23 protein-coding genes are annotated in these 24,032 nt (G+C 56.2%); 9 read left to right on the top strand and 14 right to left on the bottom strand.

All coding sequences use genetic code 11. The features are described from left to right. Positions 1-20: 20 nt before the first annotated feature. The 5 genes from DFP90_RS06885 to DFP90_RS06860 form a co-directional block, all read right to left on the bottom strand. On the bottom strand, positions 21-920 hold the full coding sequence (locus tag DFP90_RS06885; RefSeq protein ID WP_147300959.1) for a hypothetical protein: 900 nt from the start codon (positions 918-920) through the stop codon (positions 21-23). Positions 921-1,033: 113 nt separating this feature from the next. Continuing rightward, positions 1,034-1,420, bottom strand: coding sequence for a hypothetical protein (locus tag DFP90_RS06875; RefSeq protein ID WP_115935721.1), 387 nt, complete (start codon positions 1,418-1,420; stop codon positions 1,034-1,036). 29 nt (positions 1,421-1,449) lie between these two features. After that, entirely contained in the window at positions 1,450-2,118 is a 669-nt protein-coding gene (locus DFP90_RS06870; protein WP_115935720.1) for a hypothetical protein, read from the bottom strand. 23 nt (positions 2,119-2,141) lie between these two features. Next, on the bottom strand, positions 2,142-3,584 hold the full coding sequence (locus DFP90_RS06865) for a terminase large subunit domain-containing protein (RefSeq protein WP_115935719.1): 1,443 nt from the start codon (positions 3,582-3,584) through the stop codon (positions 2,142-2,144). Continuing rightward, complete coding sequence (locus DFP90_RS06860) at positions 3,496-3,846, bottom strand: hypothetical protein (RefSeq protein ID WP_115935718.1); 351 nt, start codon at positions 3,844-3,846, stop codon at positions 3,496-3,498. The genes DFP90_RS06865 and DFP90_RS06860 overlap by 89 nt, the downstream gene beginning before the upstream one ends. Positions 3,847-4,197: 351 nt before the next feature. On the opposite strand from DFP90_RS06860, the gene DFP90_RS06855 reads away from it, so the two are divergent. The 3 genes from DFP90_RS06855 to DFP90_RS06845 all read left to right on the top strand — a co-directional run bounded on the left by DFP90_RS06855 (position 4,198) and on the right by DFP90_RS06845 (position 6,951). After that, positions 4,198-5,994, top strand: coding sequence for a GGDEF domain-containing protein (locus tag DFP90_RS06855; RefSeq protein WP_115935717.1), 1,797 nt, complete (start codon positions 4,198-4,200; stop codon positions 5,992-5,994). 101 nt (positions 5,995-6,095) lie between these two features. Then, on the top strand, positions 6,096-6,584 hold the full coding sequence (locus tag DFP90_RS06850) for a DUF2147 domain-containing protein (protein ID WP_115935716.1): 489 nt from the start codon (positions 6,096-6,098) through the stop codon (positions 6,582-6,584). A gap of 52 nt (positions 6,585-6,636) precedes the next feature. Next, positions 6,637-6,951 (top strand): rhodanese-like domain-containing protein, encoded by a 315-nt coding sequence (locus DFP90_RS06845; RefSeq protein ID WP_115935715.1) that lies wholly within the window; start codon positions 6,637-6,639, stop codon positions 6,949-6,951. A 44-nt stretch (positions 6,952-6,995) separates the two neighbouring features. Here DFP90_RS06845 and DFP90_RS06840 read toward each other — a convergent pair whose 3' ends face one another. Further along, the gene (locus DFP90_RS06840; protein WP_115935714.1) at positions 6,996-7,853 is read right to left on the bottom strand and encodes an ion transporter; all 858 of its coding nucleotides are present in this window, start codon (positions 7,851-7,853) and stop codon (positions 6,996-6,998) included. 441 nt (positions 7,854-8,294) lie between these two features. On the opposite strand from DFP90_RS06840, the gene DFP90_RS06835 reads away from it, so the two are divergent. Then, complete coding sequence (locus DFP90_RS06835; RefSeq protein WP_115935713.1) at positions 8,295-8,882, top strand: PAS domain-containing protein; 588 nt, start codon at positions 8,295-8,297, stop codon at positions 8,880-8,882. Between the two features lie 2 nt (positions 8,883-8,884). On the opposite strand, the gene DFP90_RS06830 is transcribed toward DFP90_RS06835, so the two are convergent. Further along, a complete protein-coding gene (locus DFP90_RS06830; protein ID WP_115935712.1) occupies positions 8,885-9,961 on the bottom strand; it encodes a PepSY-associated TM helix domain-containing protein in 1,077 nt (358 codons plus the stop codon). Between the two features lie 319 nt (positions 9,962-10,280). Here DFP90_RS06830 and DFP90_RS06825 point away from each other — a divergent pair, with 319 nt between their 5' ends. Continuing rightward, positions 10,281-11,237 carry a putative metalloprotease CJM1_0395 family protein gene (locus DFP90_RS06825; RefSeq protein ID WP_181905229.1) on the top strand — a complete coding sequence of 319 codons (957 nt, stop codon included), beginning with the start codon at positions 10,281-10,283 and terminating at the stop codon, positions 11,235-11,237. A gap of 339 nt (positions 11,238-11,576) precedes the next feature. Here DFP90_RS06825 and nhaA read toward each other — a convergent pair whose 3' ends face one another. After that, entirely contained in the window at positions 11,577-12,761 is a 1,185-nt protein-coding gene (gene nhaA / locus DFP90_RS06820; protein ID WP_115935710.1) for a Na+/H+ antiporter NhaA, read from the bottom strand. Positions 12,762-12,881: 120 nt separating this feature from the next. Here nhaA and DFP90_RS06815 point away from each other — a divergent pair, with 120 nt between their 5' ends. Together DFP90_RS06815 and DFP90_RS06810 are read left to right on the top strand one after the other, a co-directional pair. Continuing rightward, positions 12,882-13,097 carry a helix-turn-helix domain-containing protein gene (locus DFP90_RS06815; RefSeq protein WP_115935709.1) on the top strand — a complete coding sequence of 72 codons (216 nt, stop codon included), beginning with the start codon at positions 12,882-12,884 and terminating at the stop codon, positions 13,095-13,097. Positions 13,098-13,406: 309 nt separating this feature from the next. Next, positions 13,407-14,909 carry a DEAD/DEAH box helicase gene (locus DFP90_RS06810; RefSeq protein WP_115935708.1) on the top strand — a complete coding sequence of 501 codons (1,503 nt, stop codon included), beginning with the start codon at positions 13,407-13,409 and terminating at the stop codon, positions 14,907-14,909. A 49-nt stretch (positions 14,910-14,958) separates the two neighbouring features. Here the strand turns inward: DFP90_RS06810 and DFP90_RS06805 are convergent, their stop codons facing one another. The 5 genes from DFP90_RS06805 to DFP90_RS06785 form a co-directional block, all read right to left on the bottom strand. Beyond that, positions 14,959-16,173, bottom strand: coding sequence for a multidrug effflux MFS transporter (locus DFP90_RS06805; protein ID WP_115935707.1), 1,215 nt, complete (start codon positions 16,171-16,173; stop codon positions 14,959-14,961). A 164-nt stretch (positions 16,174-16,337) separates the two neighbouring features. Next, positions 16,338-17,600, bottom strand: a complete 1,263-nt coding sequence (locus DFP90_RS06800) for a type II toxin-antitoxin system HipA family toxin (RefSeq protein ID WP_245956992.1) — start codon at positions 17,598-17,600, stop codon at positions 16,338-16,340. Positions 17,601-17,632: 32 nt separating this feature from the next. After that, positions 17,633-17,881, bottom strand: coding sequence for a helix-turn-helix domain-containing protein (locus tag DFP90_RS06795; protein ID WP_115935705.1), 249 nt, complete (start codon positions 17,879-17,881; stop codon positions 17,633-17,635). A 224-nt stretch (positions 17,882-18,105) separates the two neighbouring features. Further along, positions 18,106-20,061 (bottom strand): bifunctional 2',3'-cyclic-nucleotide 2'-phosphodiesterase/3'-nucleotidase, encoded by a 1,956-nt coding sequence (locus DFP90_RS06790; protein ID WP_115935704.1) that lies wholly within the window; start codon positions 20,059-20,061, stop codon positions 18,106-18,108. A 139-nt stretch (positions 20,062-20,200) separates the two neighbouring features. Further along, positions 20,201-20,992, bottom strand: a complete 792-nt coding sequence (locus DFP90_RS06785) for a substrate-binding periplasmic protein (protein ID WP_115935703.1) — start codon at positions 20,990-20,992, stop codon at positions 20,201-20,203. 200 nt (positions 20,993-21,192) lie between these two features. On the opposite strand from DFP90_RS06785, the gene DFP90_RS06780 reads away from it, so the two are divergent. Continuing rightward, positions 21,193-21,987, top strand: coding sequence for a substrate-binding periplasmic protein (locus DFP90_RS06780; RefSeq protein WP_115935702.1), 795 nt, complete (start codon positions 21,193-21,195; stop codon positions 21,985-21,987). 14 nt (positions 21,988-22,001) lie between these two features. On the opposite strand, the gene DFP90_RS06775 is transcribed toward DFP90_RS06780, so the two are convergent. Continuing rightward, positions 22,002-22,736 carry a substrate-binding periplasmic protein gene (locus DFP90_RS06775; protein ID WP_181905228.1) on the bottom strand — a complete coding sequence of 245 codons (735 nt, stop codon included), beginning with the start codon at positions 22,734-22,736 and terminating at the stop codon, positions 22,002-22,004. 508 nt (positions 22,737-23,244) lie between these two features. Here DFP90_RS06775 and DFP90_RS06770 point away from each other — a divergent pair. Continuing rightward, positions 23,245-24,024 (top strand): substrate-binding periplasmic protein, encoded by a 780-nt coding sequence (locus tag DFP90_RS06770; protein ID WP_181905227.1) that lies wholly within the window; start codon positions 23,245-23,247, stop codon positions 24,022-24,024. Positions 24,025-24,032: the final 8 nt, after the last annotated feature.

Below are 24,032 nucleotides of genomic sequence, written 5' to 3'. Positions count from 1 at the left end.
GGATTATTTTCCTTATAATATCAACCATAGCCTAAAGCCTCTAGAAACCCCATCAGCGGCAGACCGGCATATTCCGCCCGCCGGATATTGGCGGCCCCCAATGTCCTGGTCTGCACATAACGATCCGTCTGTTCAGAGTTATCCTTCGCGGCCTTGACTGGTTCATTAGTAACGGCAGAATTGTTTTGACGGGCAACAAAGAACTCTTTCGGCCCTTCTTTTTCTGGAGGCGCAGTCAAATTCCCTGTGGTTTGGTGCACGCCGAAAAGGGCATCCTTTTTTGACGCTGAGTATGAGTTACCACTCCCCTCAATCACCCCCACCACCTTCTCATCTAGCTTTTCATCGGCAATCAGGTCATGCACGCCGATCCCGGTTTGCAGGCTATAGCCGATCGGTGCGGCGCGGCCCAAGGTCATCAATGACGCCGCCGCCGAGAGCGGGCGGCCGTGATAGATGCTAGTCCCCACCCCATAGGCCAGCCCGGCAAAAGGATTGGCCAGGCTGAGCGCCCCGCCGACCAGCGCGCTGTCGCTCCAGTCGAATTCAACCTCCCGTTCCAAATCCTCATCCTCTTCATCATAGGTGAATTTGGAGGTCTTGAAGCCCAGCCAATCGCCCAGCTGCTCACCGAACCCTTTTTTGCGCTCGGTGAACATACCGCTGTTAATGGCCAGCGCAATGGAATGGCCGGCCGCATTCTTATTCTCGCGGTCGGTCGGCGGTGCATTGCCCACCCGATAGGTGCCGCTATTCAGCGTAATTTCCCGAAAATCCGCGGCGGTCGGTGTCCGTTTATCCCGGTCGCCGCCACCATTGCCGCCGGTCCCCGGACCGCCATTATTGCCGCCCGTATGGCTGCCGTCGGGCCGCTCGCCCGCCATGGCCCCGGCTGGGCCGCCCCGTCCAAAATCTGGCATGTCTCTCCGCTCCTTCAATTGGTTGCGCCGCTGAACAAAGCGCTCAAAAAAGATCACAAAAAAAGCCGCCCAAAAGGCGGCTTTCCGTTTCCCATGATAAAAGGTGAAAATCCTTATTCGGCCGGTTGATAGCGAACCGTGATCCCGTTCCAGCTGCCAAGCTGGCGCACCAGGGCCTCATCCGGCAATGCCGGCAGGCCGATATCCAGTGTTTCATTGCTGTCCCACTCGAGGCGCAGATCCTGCCTGTCTTTGGCGATCAGGACCGTCATGGTCTCTTGCGCTGTCCGGTCACTCACGGTCACATGGGTGCCAAGCGGCGTGGTTCCGCCGCAATCCACCTCGATCAGCCGCGCTTCAAACTGGCCGTTGGGGGACGGAAACGCCCCGCGCTCAATCCGCTCACAGGCCGAAAACAGCTGCTGTCCGCCGAAATGCACCCCCAACAGCACCGCCACCCCAAGGGCCATCCCGCCCGCGATCACCACACTCTTTTTCACGAATTCCCACCCTGTCTAAGGAGATTGCATCAAAAACCGGACGGATCATCCCCCTCCCGCGCCATCAAATCAAGGCTCTGTCCGTCTGCGCTCCATGAGGCCGAATTATGGCGGCCGTGAGGGTCCAGCCCCTGCGCGGCCAGCATATTGCCCGCCATCTCGCTGATCCGGTCCGCATACCATTGCCGGTGCTCGCCGCCGGTTTTGGGGTGGATTGCCCGGTTGCCGTTATAATCAAACAACGCCTTGGCATTGCCTTCCCACCGGGTCTTGTCCCCGTTGCCGTCATGCTGCCAGCCTTTGTAATCCAGCCAGAGAAGCGCAGCCTTGGCACTGGTTTCCGGGGTCATCTTATCGCCGCGTTCCAATCCCAGTAGGCTGGCTTTGCGCGGCACCCAGTCCAGCGGCTTATTCACCTGCAGCGGATCACTCAAAAAGGCCTCTTTATGGTGGGATCCGCCTGCCTCGATCATCGCCTGTGTTTTCAAAAGATGCGGCGTCCAAAACCCGTCATCGCCGGGCCGGTAACCGAAGGATCGGTTATAATCATTGACCGCCTTGATGAAGATCCGGTCATTGGACGCCCGCCAGGCGGTCGAGCCCTTTTCAGGATAGCCCTCCACCGCGCCAATCCGGCCGCCGGTGAACCGCCCGGTCTTCGGGTCATAATAGGTGAAATTCTGTCGCTGATCGCTCATGTCCGTTTTACCCTCTTCCCTTGTCAAAATTCCGGCGGATACTGCATTTCCGCCTGATAGAGATCCCCTTTTGCCAATCGCGGCTTTGTCACCGCCTCACGCCGCATCATCATGGCGTATCGGGTGGCGCTCATCAGGTCGTCCTTGAGCTTGACGATCTGCCCTTGCCTGCGGTGATAGAGGCGGAACTCCCCGAACCATTCCGCCAGGTTGGAAAAAACTTTGAACCGCCCTTCGCGCATGGCAGTGAGCATCTCCATGATCCCGGCCTCGACCCCGTTGCCGCCATCGGCATGGGTCGCCATGCAATCGAGCATATTAAGTCCGGCCTGGGCATATTGGTCGCGCAAGGTCCGGCCCGACCCCTTGTCATGCTGGTAGCCGTCATGGGGCCAGGCCCAGGGCAGCCAGCCCCCCCAACGGGTCAATGCTGCGGCATGTTCGGCAGGGGTTGCGTGCGCCCGGCGATAGGCCCTTGTGACATACAGCGCGTCATGGTCACGGTCCCACGCCAGTTCGACGGCAGCGGTCGGATGGTCCCAACCGAAATCGATACCGCAGATCCGCGGCCAATGATCCGGCAGGACAAAGGGCGGCACCGCAACCGCCGCCTCTTCCACCGGAAAGACCCGGCCCGACCCCAGCGACGGGATGCCTTGAGAGCGTGCTTCAACCTCATGATCCGGCAACCCTTTCTTCAATTCCTCCCGCGCCGCCTGGTCCAGATGGGGTACATCATCCCATCCCGCCTGAATCAGCGCCTTGGTGCCTTCTGTTTCTTTCATAAATCCCTCCACCACCGCCGAAACACCCATAAGCGGTGTGAAGGTCAGCATCACCAGCCCGCCCGTGGTCATGGTCCGCACCAGGCATTCGCCGTAAATATCCGCCGGCGGCTCCTCATCCAGCCAGACAAGATCAATTTCGGTTCCCTGAAATTTTTTGCGCCCCTGGTCATAGGATTTGAAGGTCAACTGGCTGATTCCGCCGCTTTCATGGCGGACATGGATATCCATCACCGCGTCACTGACCCCGGTGCGCCTGGTGGTCCGCACCAAGGTATCTGCCGGGATCAGACCCGTGCCGATCGCACCCTGCGGCCCCAAAAGCTTACCTTGCAGAATATCGCGCACCGTTTCGGCCGTGTCGCCTGCCGCCCAGGCCTTGACCGGTCTGTCAAACCGCCGCCCCACCCACCAGGCGGGATAGCGCCCGGTCATATGCAAAACCGTTTCATAGCCCCCGGCGCTTTCCGTCTTGCCGACCCGGTTTGCCGCCATGAAACAGCGTTCGCGCCTGGTCGCACCGGCTTCGAAAAACGCCAGATGCTTCTTATAGAGCGCCCGGCGCAGCGGACCACTGTCCGGGAAATAAGCCTCAATCCGCCGCTGCCGGATCCTCTTTCTCTTTTCTTCCAACAGCCGGATCAAATCCGGTTTCGTCGAGCAATCGCCTGATCCGTTCATCCAAAGCCCCGTCGCTCAATATCGAGAGCCTGTCTGCCATGCCCTCTTCCATGCCCTCTACCGGTTCCGCCAGCGGCCCCGGCCGGCCCCAGGCCCGGTTCAATATTTCCTGCGCCGCCGACAGGCTGACCCGCTTATCACCGCCGCGCATCAAGGCCAGCAGGGTTTCCAGCGCTTCGCTGCTGTGGTTCCTCGCGGCTGACCGCATCGCGGCGGTCACCTTATTGCGCGCCCCTTTCGGGCGGCCCCTCTTCCGCTCCATTTCCGCCACGTCCCCTCTCTTTCCAAGCGCATGAAGAAAACCGGCTCTATCCGTCGCCGGATACAGTGAGTTTCTTCTTGCTGATTTCTGGAATGGGCCTGCACCGGCACCAATGAAAAAGGCCCGCCACCATTCGGTGCGGGCCCATGTTTCGTATTGTGAACAAAACATAAACATTTTCGTCCCCGCTGTCAATAGAAAAAATGATTCAAGGGTTAAAACGGTTTGGGCTAAATACCTAAAATCCCGTGTTTTTTGTCATAGGAACTTCACAAAAAATATACTGCTAACTGTCTTGGCCTGTGAAAGGATGCCCGCCTTGGGAAGTGGCAGTGAAAAGACATAAAACTCATGATGAAGGCGCAAAACCTGGCAGCGGACCAGACCTTTCTGGCCAGTCTGTATGAACATACCCGCTATGCTTTCCAGCCGATCGTGAATGCCCATACCGGCACGATCTATGGCTATGAAGCCCTGTTGCGCGGACATCGCGACATGGGGCTTGAAACCATCCAGGATGTTTTTGACACCGCCTTCTCGCTCGGTGTGCTGCATCAGGCGGATCTCTACCTGCGCGAACTGGCGCTTTCCATGTTTTCCAAGCTGCATAAGGCAGCGACAAAGCGTCTGTTCTACAATCTTGATGGCCGCTGTTTTGAATCACCCGACTATCATCCCGAAGGTACCCGGGGCATTCTCAAGAAATATAAAATCCCGGCCAGCGCCTTTTGCCTGGAATTGTCGGAGCGCCATGACAATCACAACGCCGTCCATGTGACCGAACTGCTCGACCGCTATCGACAGCAATCGGTTCGGATCGCCATTGATGATTATGGCATGGGTTTTTCCCAGCTTCATATGCTCTACGAACATCAGCCCGATTATCTCAAGATCGACCGTTTCTTCATTGATGGGGTCGCAACCGATAATAAAAAAGCCCTGATGATTTCCACCATCGTCAAGATGGCGCATATGCTGGGCATTACCGTGATCGCGGAAGGTGTTGAAAACGAAGCGGACTTCCTCACCTGTAAGAATATGGGCTGTGATCTGGTCCAGGGCTATCTGGTCGAGCGGCCACTGCTGGACATGACCCAGCTGCAGGAGGTTTATGACCAGGTCCAGCTGATCAATGAAGGCGACCGACGGCGCAAGAAACAAAAAGATGACCTCAACCTGGTGCGCGAACATGTGGAAAAGCTGCCGACCGTCCGGGAATCTGAGAGCATGGAAAAAGTGCTGGAGATTTTCGGTGGCAAGGCCGATCTCTCCCTTTTGCCGGTGATTGACCATTCCGGTTACCCACGCGGCATCATCCAGGAAAAGGATCTGAAATCGATCATCTATAACCGGTTCGGCCATGCCCTGTTGACCAACAAGGCCCTGGGCAATCCCCAGGACCGGTTCATCCGCAAATGCCCGATCGCCGAGGTCAGCAGCTCCATCGACGAAATCCTGGAAATCTATGCACAGGCCCGCAACCCGGAAGGGATCCTGGTCGTCGATGAGTTTCGCTATCTGGGTTTCCTCTCGGCACAGTCTTTGTTGCATATGGTCTATGAAAAGCGCCTGGAACAGGCCCGTGACCAGAACCCGCTGACAAAGCTGCCCGGCAACCATTCCATCAGCGATCACGTCGCCGCCTGCCTGGCCGCACCAAAACCGGAATCGAACATCTTTGTTTATTTCGACTTCAATGACTTCAAGCCTTTCAACGATTATTATGGTTTCCGCCAGGGTGACCGTGCGATCCTGCTTTTTGCCGAGATCATGCAGCGCCACCTGACCGATCCGGGTATTTTCCTGGGCCATGTGGGCGGAGACGATTTCTTTGCCGCCTTCGCCCAGACCGACCTGGAAGAAGTACGCCGCCGGGTCCAGGGCGTGCTCAACTCCTTCGCCAACGATATCGAAAGCTTCTATGAAGCCACCGACCGGGAGCGCGGCTATATCGAAACCACCGGACGGGACGGCGAAACCCGCCAGTTCCCCATGCTGTCCTGCGCGGCGGCCCTGATCGCCCTGCCGCCGGTGGCGGACGCGCTTGATCATGATCGCCTGGTCAAGGCCATCGCGGTTTTGAAAAAACGCGCCAAGGCGGCCCCGGAAAAGATCGCCATGGAATTGATGACCCCGCGAGATCACTGACCCATCCCTCTTGATTACCTATAGGTAATTAATATAACTTATGCGTAAAAACTAGCCGATCTCGGCGAACAGGCGCGGTAAACGAGAGGGAATGACAGGCAATGAAACGGAAATCACGGGCGAATGCGCTGGAACAAACGGCGCTGATTATGGGGCTTGGCACCCTGATCGGGGTGGCCGCCGCCATCTTGATGATGGGCATGACCGATGCAAGGGCCGACGACAGTGCCGTCTTTGGCACCTGGGAAACCAAAGATGGCAAAAGCCATGTCAAAATTGAAAATTGCGAAGATGGTATCTGCGGCAAGATCGTCTGGCTGAAAGAGCCGACGACAGAAGACGGGCAGCCCAAGCTCGATCGGCTGAACAAGGATGACAAGCTGAAAACCAGGCCCCTGCTCGGGCTGACGATGCTGAATGGTTTTGTGCCCGGCGACGACAACAACCATTTCGATGACGGGACCATCTACAACCCTTCGGACGGCAACAGTTACAGTTCCGAAATGGCTCTGCTAGAGGATGGCAATCTGAAGGTGGAAGGCTGTGTTTTATTCATCTGCAAGGAACAGATCTGGACACGGGTCCCCTGATCGGGCTGAATAGGCCTCAATCATCCAATCCTACAGGAACAGAGGCTTTTCCATGCAGATCTCCATCACCGATTATGCCGCCCTGCGCGAACGCGGAGACGACCATATCCTGTTGGATGTCAGAGAGCCTCAAGAACTGGCAACCTGCCGCCTGGACGGCAGCCTGGATATCCCGATGATGCAGGTGCCGCAACGGGTCGCCGAGCTGCCAAGGGACCGGACCATCGTGGTGATGTGCCACCATGGCGGCCGGTCCATGCAGGTGACCCAGTTCCTGCTGGGCCAGGGGTTTGAACATGTCTTGAACTTGGACGGCGGTATCGACCAATGGTCGGTCCAGATCGATCCCAGCCTGCCCCGCTATTAGTCTGCCCCGCTATTAGTCTGCCCCGCTATTAGCCCGCCACGCGACTAATCTGCCCTGCCATTGGCCCGGCGCTCTTCCACCGCCTCACGCAGTTTCGCCATATCCTCGCGGAGCGCTCGGATCTCGTCGCGCTGTTCGCGCAGCAATTTCTCCATGCCCTGCTGGATATGCTCTTCCTCTTCTTCATGCTGGCTTTGCATCGCATCCACGATGATCCCGATAAACAGGTTCAAAACCGCAAAGCTGGTGATCAGAATGAAAGGCACGAAGAAGACCCAGGCCAGCGGATATTCTGCCATCACCGGCCGCACGATCCCCATGGACCAGCTTTCCAGGGTCATGACCTGGAACAGGGTATAAAAGCTCTCGCCCAGGCCACCGAACCATTCCGGGAATTTCGGCCCGAAGAAACTGGTCGCCAGCACAGCAGAGACATAGAAAATCAGCATGATGATCGCGCCAACCGACATGATGCCGGGAATCGCGCTGAACAACGCGCCAACCACCCGGCGCATCTGCGGCACCGCGCTGATCAGGCGGAAGGCCCGGAGAATGCGCAACGCGCGCAGAACACTCAACCCGCCGGACGCCGGTACCAGGGCGATCCCGACAATCACAAAATCAAACAGGTTCCAACCATTCAGGAAGAACCGATGCCGCCGCCAGGCCAGCTTGGCCAGGATTTCCGCCACGAACACGGCCAGGATCGTCTGATCCAGGAAAACCAGGATCCGGCCATAGGCTTCAAAGACCGGCGGCACGGTCTCCAACCCCAAGATGATCGCATTGATCACCACCAGGGCTATAATCACTTTCTGCACGGGCTCGCTCTCGACAAAGCGCCCCACTCGTTCCACCGGCCCCTGCCGGGTGCCGTTGCGACTTTCCTGTATGCTGGTCATGGTCTTTACCGGTTTAATGCTATGGACCAGCTCTTATGTAAGGATCAATTATCCGGGCGCAAGCCCAAATTCACCCAAAACAACCCAAGTTCGGGGCCGCATTGGCCGCTATGTCCAAACGGTACAGAAAAAAGATGTCGGCAACGACGGCGGCAGCAATCCCCAGCAGAATATGCATAGGATCTATCCCTCCAGAATCCCAACTCCAAGAGCGCCGATGCACTATTCCGGTCTGCCTTTCAAATCTCAAGCATGTACATGATTTCCCAGGCTGTTTCTCCGACGCGCTCCCGCAAAAGCAGCAAAATTGGCGCAGTTTCTCGGTCTACCGTCTTATTCGACACTTTTTTAACCGACCAAAATACGGTAGGGAGGTAGGGGAAAGCAGCCGGCTGTGCCCCGGCGGCATGTTTGTGTTCCAGGTGTCAGCGGGAAGACCAAATGGAAACAGGATATCAGAATAGATTGCAGGCCGACCCGTGCAAAAGTCGGGATTGCCATCCGGTTTGCCTTGAATTTTTCAACTATTGGAATGGTTTGCGTGATGATTCCTTGGTCCCGTCGCGCCGCAGTTTCCTGCCGGAGGAAATCCCGCAACTGCTCGGCAGCTTCATCCTGGTTGAGCTGATTTCCGATGACGAGATCCTGACCCGCCTGGCAGGCTCCCAAGTGGTCGAGAATTTTGGTTTCGACCCCAAAGGTGTGAATTACCTTGATTTCGTCGACCAGAGCCGCCGCCATCTGGCCTCCATGAACATCTGGACCACCCACCGTCAGCCCTGTGGGGTCTGGGCGCTGACCGAACAACATTATCCCGAAGGCAAGGCCGTTCGCTCTGAAATGCTCGGCCTGCCCCTAGATGGCGATGGCATCAGCGGCCCGTTGGTCCTGTTCCTGCGCCATGCGGTGTCAAAACCGCAGTTTCTCCATAAAAAACCAGGTCACCAGCCGACCAACAATATCCTGGATTTGAAATTCATCGATATCGGAGCCGGCGTCCCGGCCGGGCCGCTTCCCACGCCTGAATGACGTCAGCGCCGCCTCGGTCGGCCGCGCCAGCATACCACCCCCGTCACCAGGAACAGCAGCGGGCTGGCCGCCAGAACCGCATATATAAGCCTTCCAGCCATGCCAAAGGCCTGGCCGTTATGCAGTGCCATGACCCATTCGGTCAGCAGCTGCCGGACCGAGGCCTCCCGCCCGTCCCGCCACCAAACGGGCCGCAGACAATCCTGATCCAGGGCTACTTGGCTCAACCCCAACGGTGACGCCAGTTCTGCCTTGTGACGCAGCGTAACCAAAACCGGTTGCGCCGCCCGTCTAGGCCAATGCACAAAAGTCACCTCGGCCTCCGGGAAAACGGCTTCCGCCTGCATCAGGATGCGTTCCGGGCTCCCGGCGGCAAAACAACGGCCCGTCAGCTGGTCTGATTCCAAGACCTGGTTTTGCATCATCTCTTCCTGGAACGGATCCAACAGATCGGCCCGGAATGCCAGCAGGATGCCCGTCACCGTCACCAGCAGAAAAAACAGGCCCAGATACATCCCCGACACCCGGTGCAGGCCGTTGCTGAATGCGCGCCCACGCAACCGGCTTGAAAGCACAAAGACTTTATGGAAACCACCCCGCTTCGGCGAGGCCAGGAACAGGCCGGCCCCGATCAGTGCCAGGATCCCGAGCCCGGTGAAACCGACCAGATAAACCCCGCCGCCGGACCAGAAATAGGTGGCATGGAGTGCATAGACCGCACGTTCAAAACCGCTGTGAAATGGGTCCTGTTCCATCGCTTTGCCACTCAACGGGTCCAGGAACAGACGGGCTTGCCGCTTTTCCGTCCCATCTTGATAACGGATGACCACGCGGTAATAGGATCGGGGGTTGCCCGGCAGTGTCAGGCTGCGTAGCGCCAATTCGGGATAGTCCGATGCCAACGCGTCTAAGATGGCGGATAAGGACTGTTCATTGCGATCCAGATAATCTTCCGGCATATGCGGCTCGGCCGACTGCCGGATTTCGGCGCGAAACACCAATATTGTCCCGCTCAGCCCCAAAACCGTGAACAGCACGCCAAAGGACAGCGCCAGCGCCAGGTGAATTTTCCGTGCCATATCCCATTTATCCGATCTCGTCTTACAATGCCACCTCTCCTACAGCTTCCCCCTGATGGAAGGTCAAGGCCGGACTTCAAATCCACCATAGAGTTTATCCAGGAAACCAGTTTCTATTTATAAGGTAATAGCCGGATGCTTTTTCCCGCTTCTCATCCGCTTTACGGGGATTCAGTTCTTAAAATCCCAACCAGGATATGCTATCTTCATATGCAGTTAAGCCATTGATTTACGCGGATGCCCCTGCAGAAGCAGAACCGGTTCCGCAATGAATAATCGGGGCTTGCAACAGAAGAACAAGCGGCAGAAGGCCGGAACCGTGACAGAAGCGATCGGCAGCACGAATTTGATTTCGTCGGCGTCACAAACCGTGGCGGCGACTACAGGTGCGACCTCAAGCCGGACCAGCCAGGACAAAACCACCGAAAAAAACACCAGCAGCGGTGTCAGTACCTCCGCCGAAACCACAAAGCTGCAAACCGCCAGCCAGTCGACCAATACTGCCCTGCTGTCACTCGATACGCTTCTGGCCAGCTTGGAAGAAAACCAGCCGAAAGATCCCGAGGCGGCGGAAGGCGGCAGCACCGCAGATGCGCAAGATGCCAAATCAGACGCTCAAGAGGATGGCAAGAAAGACAATGCGCCAACCGATCTCGCTCAATTGACAGAAGCGGATCTCGCCCGCATCCGACAGCTTAGCCTGCAGGATAGTCAGGTACGCTTGAATGAAGAGGCTCATGTGCGGGTCGGCGGCCAATATGCCGGCAGCCCTTCTTATGAATTTGAGACCGGCCCCGATAACCGCCAATATGCGATCAGCGGCGAAGTTTCCTTCAACGATACGCCTATTGCCGGCAATCCTGAAGCCACCATCCGCAAGTTATCCATCGTGAAAAATGCGGCGCTGGCCCCTGCCGAACCTTCCACCCAGGACCGCGCCATTGCCAGTAAAGCCTCCAACGGCATCACCCAGGCGCAAGCCCAGCTGCGGGCCCAGCAGTTGCAGGAACGCGCCGAGGCGAACCGTGAGGAGGCCGACGCCAAGTTGGCGGAAAGCCGTGCCGAGGCAAAGGCTCGCAACGAGGCTCAGAACGCGTCCGCTTCCGGTGAGGAAACCCGCCGCGTTCCCTCCAATACCGCGGTCCAGTTTGCCGGCCCCACCCCTTATGAGGATGGCAGCATCACTGCACAAAGCAGTGCCAATGCCTTTGACGCCGCCGACAAGCTGACCACAGACACGCCCGCCCCGGCGATTGTGACCTCGGAAATCTCCTGATCACGCACTAGATCGCAAAAAACCCCCGCGATCCTGGACCGCGGGGGTTTTCCTGCCGTTTCTGCCCCTCAGAAACCAGCATGCAATGCAGGGCGCTATCGACTGGTTTACTTCCGACGTTGCCGGGCCTGTGCGGCGGATGCAAACAACAGCAGCCCGAACAAGGCACATAACGCCGTCAGTTTCTTCATGGAAATCCCACGAAAAAATTCATTAGGGGAATAATTGCAACGAGTATGCCAGCGAATTTCCTCGATAAACATCAGATGCTTATTAGGAAACCCGCTGGCATTCGTAACATATTTGTAAGATTCTTCGACAGCTTTCCCGCCGTCACAGTCACGCTGGCTTGGTGGCCTCCAGCGTCGCTTTTTTCGGCAGGGTGAAATGCAGTACCAGATAGCCGATCACCGCGGACAGGATCGACCCGCCCAATACCCCGATCCTGACATCCGCCTGATAGGAAATGTCACTGAAGGCCAAAGTGCCGATGAAGAGACTCATGGTGAAACCGATACCCGCCAGCAGGGAGGCACCATAGAGCTGGGCCCAGTTCACATCTTTCGGCAGGCTGGCAACACCCAGCATCACCGCAATGGCCACTGCGCCAAAAATACCGATCTGCTTGCCCAGGAACAGGCCGGCTGAGATGCCCAGCGGAATCGGGTCTGCCAAACGGTCCAGGGTAAAGCCTTCCAGCGACACACCCGCATTGGCAAAGGCAAAGACCGGCATGATCAGGAACATCACATATGGGTGCAGGCCGTGCTCCATAACCTTCAGGGGCGAGGCCTCGTACCGGTTGGTCCGGCGCAGCGGAATGCACAGCCCGACCATTACCCCGGCCAGCGTGGCATGCACACCGGATTTCAGAACACAGACCCAGACCACCACACCGACCAGGACATAGGGCGAGATCCGTGTCACCCCAAACCGGTTGAAGGCCAGCAGGATCAGCAGGCCCAGCCCGGCCAGGCCCAGCGCAACCGGCGACAGGTTGGCGGTGTAAAACAGGGCAATAATGACAATCGCGCCCAGGTCATCCAGGATCGCCAGCGCCAGCAGGAAAATCTTTAGGGCCGGTGGGACCCGTTTGCCAAATAGGGCCAGAATCCCGACCACGAAGGCAATATCCGTCGCCGCAGGAATGGCCCAGCCATTGATGACATCCGGATTGCCCGAGTTCAGTCCATAATAGATCAATGCTGGCACAACCATACCGCCGACAGCAGCAATCGCCGGCAGCATGGCATCTTTCACCGTCGACAGTTTGCCTTCCAGAAACTCCCGCTTGATCTCAAGCGCGACCAGTAGGAAGAAAACCGCCATCATGCCGTCATTGATCCAAAGCAGCAGGGGCTTTTCGATTCCGGCACCACCTGCGGACACATTAACCACCGTGCTCAGAAATTTGTCATACAGTCCGGAAAAGGGTGAATTTTCCATAAGCATGGCCGCTACCGCCGCCAGCATTAGCGCCATGCCGGCGACCGTATCGCCGCTCAGTTTCAATTTGCCCAGCATTCTTTTCCCTAACTATTTGGCTTTTATTGAAGTCAAATCAATTTATGCCTATATAAACCCTCGGAAACAGATTTCAACCGCTTCAAACCGATAAAAACCGACATAAAAGCGTATATTACCATGTTATCCAAACCCATGCTCACCCTGCACGAAGTGGCAGAGCTTTTGAAGATCAAGGAAAGCACAATCCGCAGCTGGATCAATAACGGTCAGTTGCGTGCCTATAAATTCGGCCGTGAATGGCGGGTGGCGCAGAAAGATCTGGAATCCTATATCCAATCCCATGCCAGTGACCAACCTGGTGGGGCGGATGGCAGCACCACCAGCCAGGACTGACCCCCTTGAAATATTATTATCTTGCTTTCCAACAACAGATATGGTCTTTGCGCTTTACAGGCAGCCTGTGCGTAGATAATGGCAAACCCGTTAGCAGGCCCTGACGCGAGCGACCGTCCGGATGGATCGTTGCCGAACGACAAGTCTCCCGATTGGGCCGAACCGGCCAGGGAAACATGAACCCCGGAAGCTGATCTCCGCTGGCTCGCCATTCCTCAACACAAACGTTGAAAACCATCGGCCCGCCGCCTGGTGCAGGCAAGACCGCGCTTTTTGCGGCCGCCGACCTGATTTTATAAGAGATATCGATTGACCACATTCAAAGACCTCGGCCTCAACGCCGACATCCTGCGCGCCCTGAATGAAGCGGGCTATGAGAATCCGACCCCGATCCAGGCTGAAGTTGTGCCGCCTATGAGCCAGGGCCGCAATATCCTGGGCACCGCTCAGACCGGCACCGGCAAAACCGCCTCTTTCGTGCTGCCCTTGCTGCAGCAGATTGCCAACGGCGCGGCGCGTCCAAGTGCCAAGGCCTGTGGCACGCTGATCCTGGTTCCGACCCGTGAGCTGGCGGTCCAGATTGTCGACAATATCAAGATCTACAGCCGTCATATGAAGGCCAGCGTTGCCATGGTGATCGGCGGGGTTTCCGCCAATCCCCAGATCCAGCAGATGAAAAAAGGTGTCGACATCCTGGTCGCCACCCCCGGCCGCCTGGAAGACCTCCAGTCCTCGGGCGACATCCGCCTGGATGAAACCCGCTGCGTGGTGCTGGACGAAGCCGACCAGATGCTGGATTTCGGTTTTGTGCCGGCCATCCGCCGCATCCTGAAAAAACTGCCGCAGCGCCGCCAGACCGTGCTGTTGTCAGCCACCATGCCGGAAGAGATCCGCAAACTGGCAAACCAGTTTGTAAAAAACCCGGTGGAAATTGCCGTGGCTCCGGTTTCCAAACCGATCGAGCGGATCGACCAGAAAGTGATCCATCTGCCGAAAGCGGATAAGAAACGCGCGCTGCTCAGCCTGCTGGGTGATGATGACCTCGAACGCGCGATTGTTTTTTCCCGCACCAAACATGGTGCCAGCAAACTGTCGCAATTCCTGGAAAAAGCCGGCCTGAAATCCGCCGCTATTCATGGCAACAAAAGCCAGAATGCGCGACAGAACACCATCAATGGCTTCCGTGACGGCAAGCTGAATATCCTGGTGGCCACCGATATCGCCGCCCGCGGCATCGATATCGACGATGTCTCCCATGTGGTGAATTTCGACCTGCCGGACGTGCCGGAAGTTTATGTCCACCGCATTGGCCGTACCGCCCGGGCGGGCAAGAGCGGCATTGCATTCACCCTTTGTGATCCGACGGAAAAAGACTTGCTAAAGCGGATTGAACGCCTCACCGGCATCGGCCTGACCGTTTCCCAGATTGACCTGGCGGATCTGCCGGCCCGTTCTGCCCCCGCCGCGAACGAAACGGGTGCGGAGTCCAAACCCCAAGAAGATGGCCAGCAACCAAAACGCCGCCGCAGCCGTGGCCGCAAGCGCAACAGCCGCGGTGGCCAAAATGGCCAGGGCCAGAGCGCACAGGGTCAGAAAACACAGGGCCAAGGCGCGCGCAACCAGGCTGCACGCCCTGACAGCGGCGGCAACAAGCCCCAGAAACCGGCCGGCAGCAAGCCGCGCCGCAACCGGAACCAAAAGCACCAGGGCGAACAGCGCCCCGGTTCCGAAGGCGACAGCGCGGGTCTTTCCCGCATGCTGAATAATGCCAATAAGAAACGCCGCCCGCGCCAACAAAGCACCGGCGCATAAAAATCATCGCTTCCCCCGGGGTTAGACCTCGGGGGAAATCTTCGACCATTCAGGAATGCCGGCCGACCCGCATGGCAATCAGGGCCAGGATTGATGTTCCCAGGAACCCGGCCGCCAAGGGCCAAACCGTGCCGTCATAAAACCGCCCGATCAGGGTCGCGGTCAAAAAAGCCATGATGCTGGAAAAACTGGCGATGAAAGATGCGCCCAATCCTGCCATGTGACCCAATGGCCGCATGGCCAACGCGTTGAGATTGCCAAACAGGCAGCCCAACCCGGCAAACAGCAGGAACATCAGGATCATGAAGGCTGAAAGCGGCGGCACCCCGCCATGGGCCTGGCCCAGCCAGAGCAGGACGGAACCGCATATGATCTGATTGACGAGCGCGATCAGGCTCAGCCGTCTCGCGCCTACGCGCAGGACCAGCTTGCTGTTCACCATGCCGGCAAAACCGATACCCAGCGCCAGGGCGGCAAAATAGATGGGGAAATTTTCCTCTATCCCGTATAGATCCCGGAAAACATGGGGAGCGGTGCTTAAAAACAAAAGCAGGGAGCCGAAGATCAGGCCCGCAGACAGCGTATAGGCCATAACAATGCGATGCCCCAGCAATCCGCCTGCATCCTTCAGGATCGTCATAGGTCGAAACGGCCGCCTAGCCGACTGTGGCAAAGTCTCTTCCTGGCGCAGGCCGAACCAGACGGCCACGACCGCGCCCAGGATCAGGAATACCAGAAAGATCGCCCGCCAGTCCGCCACCAGCAGAATCACCTGACCCAGGGCCGGGGCAATGGCCGGGACCAGGATAAAAATCATGATGATCAGCGACATGATCCGCGCCATGCCGTCACCTTCAAACCGGTCCCGGATCAGGGCGCGCGAGGCTATCTTCGGCCCCGACACCCCGATCCCCTGGATGAAGCGCGCAAACAAAAGCATCTCGATCGACTGGGCAACCATGGCCAGCACCGCGCCCAGGCAATAAACCGCGATCCCGGCCAGGATCACCGGTCGCCGCCCCAGCGCATCGGACAAAGGACCGGCAAAAAGCTCGCCTGCCACCATGCCCAGGATCACCATGGAAACGATCAGCTGGGTATCACGCATATCAACCAGACCCAGCGCCTCGCCAATCACCGGCAAAGCCGGAAGCATGGTATCGATACTGAGTGCGGTCAGTGAGGTGATCAGCGCAAAGAGCGCGATGAACTCGGGCAAGGTCAATTGAGACCGGCGCGCCGCATTGTGATGGGGGACTGTCATAACTTCTCCACTCGCATTGTCGCCAGCCTGACATCCCCTTAAAGTCGGCACAAACAATTATCCGGCCAGAACGCTGTTCCGCCCGGTCATAACCCGGCGAGCGGGACGAAGATTCCCATTTATCAAAATTCGTTCTTGATCTGCCGTAACGGCCAGAGATGGGCTTAGGCTGTTTGCAGCCGAACCAGCGCCCCCCGGCGGATCGATCTGTGGATCTCCTCCGGAAAACCTTTCGGCATCTCATTCATAGCGGCATCAACCGCCCCTGCAAAACGATCTTTGACCTCTTCGAGGATCGAAGCGGCCAGCCTCCCCAGACCGGCTGATTCCCCAGTCTGGATCAAATGACGGCCCACGATCTCATCCATACGGTAATGGTTATTTTCCCCATATCGCATGGCCATCCGGAAATGCCGCCGTTCAATCTCACCACGGTCGAAGGTGGGTTGGACCGATATCACATCATAGAGCGGTGTCAGGTGATACCGCCCGCCCGGCATGAGAAAAATACTGAAATTTTTTGCATGTCCATCCGTTGCCCCCATCAGCCAGAATAGAAGAATGGCGCGGAAGAATGCCGCCCGGTCCCCTTCCGGCTCGTCTCCTCCTTTCAAAAGTTCCATGATTTCCGGAACCCCTGGCCCGCCATCCACCTGATATTTATTGGTCGGCGGTGTCTCCAAAGCCTGGCAGCAATCTTCCTGCGGAAGCCGCATTAATGTACCATCCCCCCGATATTTCCGGTCAAAACGCTCGACCGACAGCACTTTTTGATCTTCAAAGAACTGGATTTCGGTTTTTGCAACCGGCAGGCCCAGTTTCCCAAGAACCGTCAGGCAAAAATGCTCATTTTCCACACTATGGCTTAAATCTATTCCGTTATCCCATCTGCCAATGGGCGGTTTTAGAATATGCGTGGTGGGGGATGCCCCCAACGGGCGGTACCATTTCCCATCCATCTTCAATAATGATGTTTTTTCCTGGGCGCCGGCAACCGATATGCGAAACTGTTCATCCGGCCCCATTCCCAGGGGACGCAAGGCCAGGTCTCGGATCATCCGGGCCACGTCTTCCTCACTGACCGCTTCACCCTGAGGGGGCCTTAACGGTCCCGGATCCTCCCCATCAGGCAGGAACTGAAGGGCCCCCACACAGTCTCTGCCGATCCTGGAAAGCAGGTGATAAGGATCAAGTCCCCCGGCCCCGACCCGCTCCGCAATCCGGGTCAGGATCCGTTCATTGTCAGGCAACAGGTTTTCGAAAACAGCCCGAACTGTCCTGCCGGTGAATTTCCTATGTTGCAGCGGCAGGGAAAGGGAGATCGGAAACGCGTTTTCACGATCAAGCCACGCACGGTCATATTCAAAACTGGTCGCGCCGTTCGGAAGCATTTCCAAACGGCCCACATGCCGGTTGTTCTGAAACACGTTCAACGGCCTGTGGATACGCCGCCGGCCCATCACAGCATGTCCAGAAGATCATCGGAGGTCAGTTTGCTTCTGGGGCGGATTTCCATCTCTATATCCAGCACCCTCATGATCTCGCAGATGGTCGTGATCGTGCCGCCAATCCCATTTTCAATGTCAGAGATGGTCGACTGGCGCAGATTAGCTTTTGTTGCAACATCCGCCTGATTCAAACCTTTTTTCTGCCTATGGAACCGTAAGACCTGGCCCAGTTGTTTCTGATTTCTGACAATTTCACTCATTTCACGATTTTTCCGGTTATCCGTTTTTTTCCGGTTATCCGAATATTTACGGTTATCCGAATAAAAACTTTTTATTCGTTTTTTCGTATAAAGTCAAAAAATACGGAAAACCGTAATATTTCAGATTTTGGAGAATATCCTCCCAGGCCCTGCCGGATCATCTCAAAAGAAAAGGCGGGGCACATGCCCCGCCTAACCCTAAAGCATCATCTGACCTGATCATGTTATTCGAAGATCAGTTTGAATTTTGCAAAGCCGTCTTCCGTCAGGCCATCCTCCACAAAACCCTTTTCCTTGCCGGCCCACTGGGCCGCTTTCGGGCTTGAGGTGAAGGTCACATTCACATCCCCCTTGATCGGGGCAAAGGACCAGTTGCCATCCGCCGCCGGGTCCACCTGTTTCAAATCCAGGATGTAATTGGCCAGTACCGTGCGGTTCTCGTCCGGCGCTTCCAGAATGACGGTCGATCCATCCAGCCCCGGAAACTTGCCGCCGCCCCCGGCGCGGTAATTATTGGTGGCGACAATAAATTTTTGCGTCTCGTCAATCGGCTTGCCCTGATAGGTCAGATTGACGATCCGATGGCTGTCAGGGGCCACGATCTGGCCTTCTTTGTTATAACGCGCGGGCTTGGTCACATCGACCTGATAGCCGACCCCATCGATCACATCGAAATTATAGGTTGGGAAATCCGTGTTGATCAGCGCCTGATCGCCGCCTTTTGCCGGATCGATCATATTGAACTGGCCCGCCGACATTTCCAGCCATTCCCGTACCTGGGCCCCATCCAGCAGGACCGCGCGCAGGGTATTGGGATAGATATAGAGGTCCGCCACGTTTTTCAGCGCGATCTCGCCTTTGGGGATATCGGTGAAATAGTCCGGTCCGCCCCGGCCACCGGCCTTGAACGGCGCACCGGCGGAGAGGATTGGCAGACCGTTAAATTCGGTGCCTTCCAGGATCTTTTCCAGATACCATTTCTGCGCATTGGTCACGATCTGGATCGAGGGATCATCCGCCACCAACGCAAAGAAACTGTTGATCGGGGCAGAACTCTGACCAACAGCTTCGCGCATATAATCGATGGTCGCGTCATGCTCTGCCTTCACCGCCCGAACAACAGCCGGATCAGCTTCCACCAGCGGGACCTTCTTGCGGCCGTCACGCTTGTAAATGGCCCGCACCGCACTTTGGCTGTCGGCCACAGTCCAGCCCTCGCCCTCTTTCACCAGGGTCAGATCGATCAGGCCCAGATGGCTGCCCCAGAAACCGGGCATGACCGCGGCCACACCGTTCAACGTGCCTTTTTCCAGATCCGCACCGGGGAACCCCTCATATTTGTCGGATGGAAAAACTGTATGGGCATGGCCGAACAGGATCGCGTCGATCCCGTCCACCGTGGCCAAATAAGAGGTCACATTCTCCTCCATGCCTTCACGTTTAACCGTGGAGAGACCGGAATGCGGAATCGCGATCACAATATCGGCCCCTTTTGCCTTCATCTCCGGCACATAGCGTTTGGCGGTCTCGATAATGTCATGGGCCACAACCCGGCCTTCCAGGTTTGCCTTGTCCCACTGCATGATCTGAGGCGGGGTGAAGCCGATCACCCCCACTTTAAGATCATGTTTATTGCCATCGGTATCGCTGACCTGCCGGTCCAGGATCAGATAGGGGGTGAAATAGGGTTTGTCATTGCTGGCATCATCGTCGCCGTCATCAACCATCACATTGGCACTGACATAGGGAAAATCCGCACCCTTCAGCGATTTCTCCAGGAAATCCAGGCCATAGTTAAATTCATGATTGCCGATATTGGCCGCATCATAGCCCAACAGGTTCATCGCCTTGTAAACCGGATGCACCTCGCCATCCTTCAAGCCTTTGCGCTTGGCCATGTAATCACCCAGCGGATTGCCCTGGATCAGGTCACCATTGTCAAACAGCAGGCTGTTTTGGACTTCGGCACGTGCCTGCTTCAACAGGCTCGCCACCTTGGCCAGCCCCACCGTATCCGATGGAGCGTCCCGGTAATAATCATAATCCACCAGATGGACATGGATGTCGGTCGTTTCCAGGATCCGCAATTCCACCGTCGGATCGGCCCAGGCGGCACCTGCCGCAGCCAACGCCCAAAGCGCGGTCCCCGCCGCAAGTCCCTTACCCAGCGTTTTTCTCATAGATCTTCCCCAATCATGCGGCGAACATTTGCCCCCGCCAGTTCAACCATCTGCCCGTTCAGGCATTCCTGTCCCTTTCGTCAGGAATCGTCCGAGCATAGCCCGCCACGGTTACAATTTGGGGAAATATTTGAAATTTTTATTTCGGCAGCCAGCGCGCGAACGGATTTTCAGGATTGGCCAGCACCTGCTGAATAGCCGCATTGATCATGTGAACCTCTCCATCCGATACTGATTTCCGGCTCAACATGAAATGCACGTTATTTTCATATTCCACATAATCATGCACCGCCAGAACATCGTCCAATCCCTGATCATCAAAATAAATCGACATGGCGATCATATCGGTCAGGATCGCGTCGATCCGCTCCTTTTGCAGGGCGATCACAGAATCAAACACCGTTGTCACCGGACGAAAGGCCTTGTCATGGGCCTCGGTCTTTTCAAAATTAGCAAAGTTAGGCCCGTGATAGGCCCCGCGCAGATAAACCGCGGATAGATTCATCCGTGCCAGATCCTCCAGTGATTTGATCTCACGATTCAGATCCATGCGGCGCACCGCCAAACCGACCACCTCGCGCCGATAGGGGGTTGAGAAATGAGAATAGACTTCCCGTTCCGGGGTTCTGGACGCAACGCCCAAAATATCGAGATCTCCCATTTCCAACTGCAACAGGGCCCGTCGCCAAGGCCGGATAACCAAACGGAATTCACAGCCAGCCGCCTTCATGACCATGCGCGCAAACTGCACTTCCAGTCCGCTATGCGTCCCGGACTCGTCGGTCATGTAATATGGCGGGAAATTCTTGGTGACCCGGATCGTGTAGGCACGTTCACACATGGCGGCCTGCGCCGCCACGGAAAACAAGATGGCCAGAGCGGTCAATAATCCCCTGCTCAATATCGTCTGGGAATGCTGCCCCAATCTCATGAAATCCAGCCCCGATCATAGAAGATAGAAATCGCATGATAGGTTATAAATCTTAATGCTTGGTGAAAAACCGCCACACTACAATAACTTAGACAGCCTTCATTTTTGCCGAAGACAAGGGGCAATGCTAAGATTTTCTTTATTCCTGATGGTTTACAATCTCTCGATTCTGTCCAAAGCATCAGATCCTTGAGGCCGTCATGAAAATAAACACCTACAGATCCGGTCTTTTTGCCGCATGGCTGCTGGCTGTTTGGCTGCCTTTTCCCCATCAAACCAAAGCCGGGGAGGCACCGCGTGTCGTGGTTTGGGAGGCTTTTCCCGAAGCCTATCGGGATCAAGCCGGGGATTTGCAGGGCACCTTGGTCGATTTCACACGGCTTCTCGAGCAGGATTACGGCCAACCGTTCCAGTTGGAGGTCAGCAACTGGCCGCGGATCATGGCCGGTGTCGGCACCAATCAATATGACATAGCCTATTTTTTCCATCTCTCATCGCTGGAACCCAAGCTCCACTATCTGGGGCTCATGGGCTGTCTGGCCGATCTTTTCATTCCCCGGCAGGGAATAAAAGTCAGCAACCTGGATTCCCTGGCTGGCTTGCGGGTCGGTTTTCTCAAAAACGCCGTTTTCGACCGCGCCACCCGAGACGATAACCGCTTTGAAAAGCTTCCCGTCCAGGATACCGTGACCGTATTGCGACTGCTGGCCAGGGATCGCATTGATCTGGCCGTTGTCCATTCCGGGCATTACGCAAGATTGTTGCGGTCCACCGGCACGCCGGAACGCTATCCGGGCAACTGGCGTGACAAGCTCGGCGAGCCGGTTGTACATGCCTTATATCGGGTCGAGGTCACCCTGTCGCGCCAATCAAATCTGCAAGACCAGATCGAAAAATTCCGCGCCATCATCCGGAAAAACCGGGAAGACGGCAACTTCGCCGCTATCATGGAAAAACACAATATGCCGTTTTGGCCTTGCGATGAAATGGACTGAACCAATATCCAGGCTCAGTTCAACAGCAGATAACGGGACTGGATCTCTTCATAGATCCCTTTTTCATGAACCCTGACCAGCGCATCTTTCAACCGGTCGGCCAAATCCGGATCCGATTGACTATTCATTGCCATGTAAAGGGATCCTGATAGCTCATCCAACCGCAACGCCCGTTCGAACTGATTGATATCCAACCCCAATTCGCGCACCACATGCCCGAAAGAGGCTTCGTCATAGGCAATCACATCGATCCTTTTGCCCGCCAGCTTACGGATGTTCCCGGTATCGCTGCCCACCAGTTCCAGTTGCTCGAACCCGACCCGCTTGAGATAGGTGTAGATCACATCTTCGATGGACACCCCGACCCGGTGCCGGGCCGCCTCTTCAAGCGAACCGATCTGAACATGATCAGCCTCGCGCAATTTATAGAGCGATGTGCGATAGGGCGCGATTTCACCAACCCAGATAAACGAATCCTCACGCTCAGGAATGCGGGCAATGGAGAAAATCAGCGTATTTTTGCGGATTTCCGCTGTCTTATAGGCTCTGGCCCAGGGCATGAAGTTAAACTCGGCTGATAAACCCGCCTCATCCAAGACAGCTTGAACCATCTCGGTCGACAGTCCTTTGGCAACACCATGATCCTGATAATTGTATGGCGGAAACTCTTCCGTCACGACCATCAGCTCTTCCGCCAATACCGCCATGGGCATCAGCAACAGGCTCAACAGGGCAGCAAAATATTTCATGGCAGCGTAACTTTCCTTCCGGATCCGCCCGTTGTTCCCCTTACCCATGAATGTTTCTTTGGCAAGATTATACATGGCTGACGAAATTTATGAAGCCGGGAAGAGAAGCTTTCTAGTCATCAGCGTGCTCGATACCGCCACGCCACCGTTTAAACAGGACCGGCAAGGTTTACCCACCAACCGAAATAATCGTTTCCCTACAATGGGATTAGGCATATTCTAGAGAGGTGAATTTGGGACCTGCGAAATCATCAACTTCCGATGATCGACCGAGATTACCATCCGGCAGATAGGATGTTGGATCGGCTTGTTACGATAGCGCCCGCCTGCTCGTCACCCTAATCCATGGATCGGTGGGGGTTATAGGGGCCTAGCCGGATCGGCGGCAAAATACCTGTGGGGGGGGGCTGTTTTATTGCGCTATATCTTTAATGCATATTTGGACTGTTGGATTGGCGCCCGCCACCATTTGGTCGTTTCCTTGGCGACCTTGTTTTTTTCAATGCTCATGCCTGTTTTTATAGCACATGCGGAAGAGCGTGACGGCAAATCTCTCGAAATCCGGTTGGTGACCCAGAGCTTTGCTCCATTGCAATATCCGCAAGACGGCCGGGCCCGCGGGTATGTGGTTGAAACACTCCACCAAATGGCCCGCATTCTAGAGCAAGACAGCCCGATCCGTTTTCTGCCCGTCGAGTTCCTGCCCTGGAAGCGCGCCATGGAGATCGCCAAAACCAAACCGAATGTGCTTTTTTTCTCCGTTTCACGGACGGCCGAACGTGAATCCTGGTTTCATTGGATCGGAGAAGTTTCGCCCTACGGCCAGTTTTTCTTTAAATTGAAATCCCATCCAGCCATCACCGTCTCCCGTCTGTCCGACCTCAGAAACGGCCATCATCGAATTGGCCTGCAATCCGGTTCGAGCCTTCAGCGATTGATGGAAAGCCTGGATCTTGCCTCAACCAACAACATTGTTACCTATACCGATTATCATCAGGGGGTGAAGATGCTGTTTGCCAGGCGTCTTGATATGATCCCGCTCACTGGATTCATTGCCCGTTCTTCTGTTTGCAGCATGGGTTTGGATGGGGATCAGTTGGAACCGGTCCTGCCCATCACTGAACTTGCTCGGCCGCTCTGGCTGGTGATGAGCTTGCCAACCCCGGCCGAAACGGCCCAGCATGTATCAAATGCCCTCTCCCGTCTGAATCGGGACGGGGTCCGGGAGCAGATTGTTACCAAATATCTGGAGAATTGGAACAAGCGCCCCTGCAAGGCTGCCCCCTGACAAACCGA

Origin of the sequence: Aestuariispira insulae (assembly GCF_003385955.1) — a bacterium.
Taxonomy (GTDB): domain Bacteria; phylum Pseudomonadota; class Alphaproteobacteria; order UBA8366; family Aestuariispiraceae; genus Aestuariispira; species Aestuariispira insulae.
Note: the sequence above shows the minus strand (reverse complement) of the source record. Positions and strands in the feature narration are given on the sequence as shown.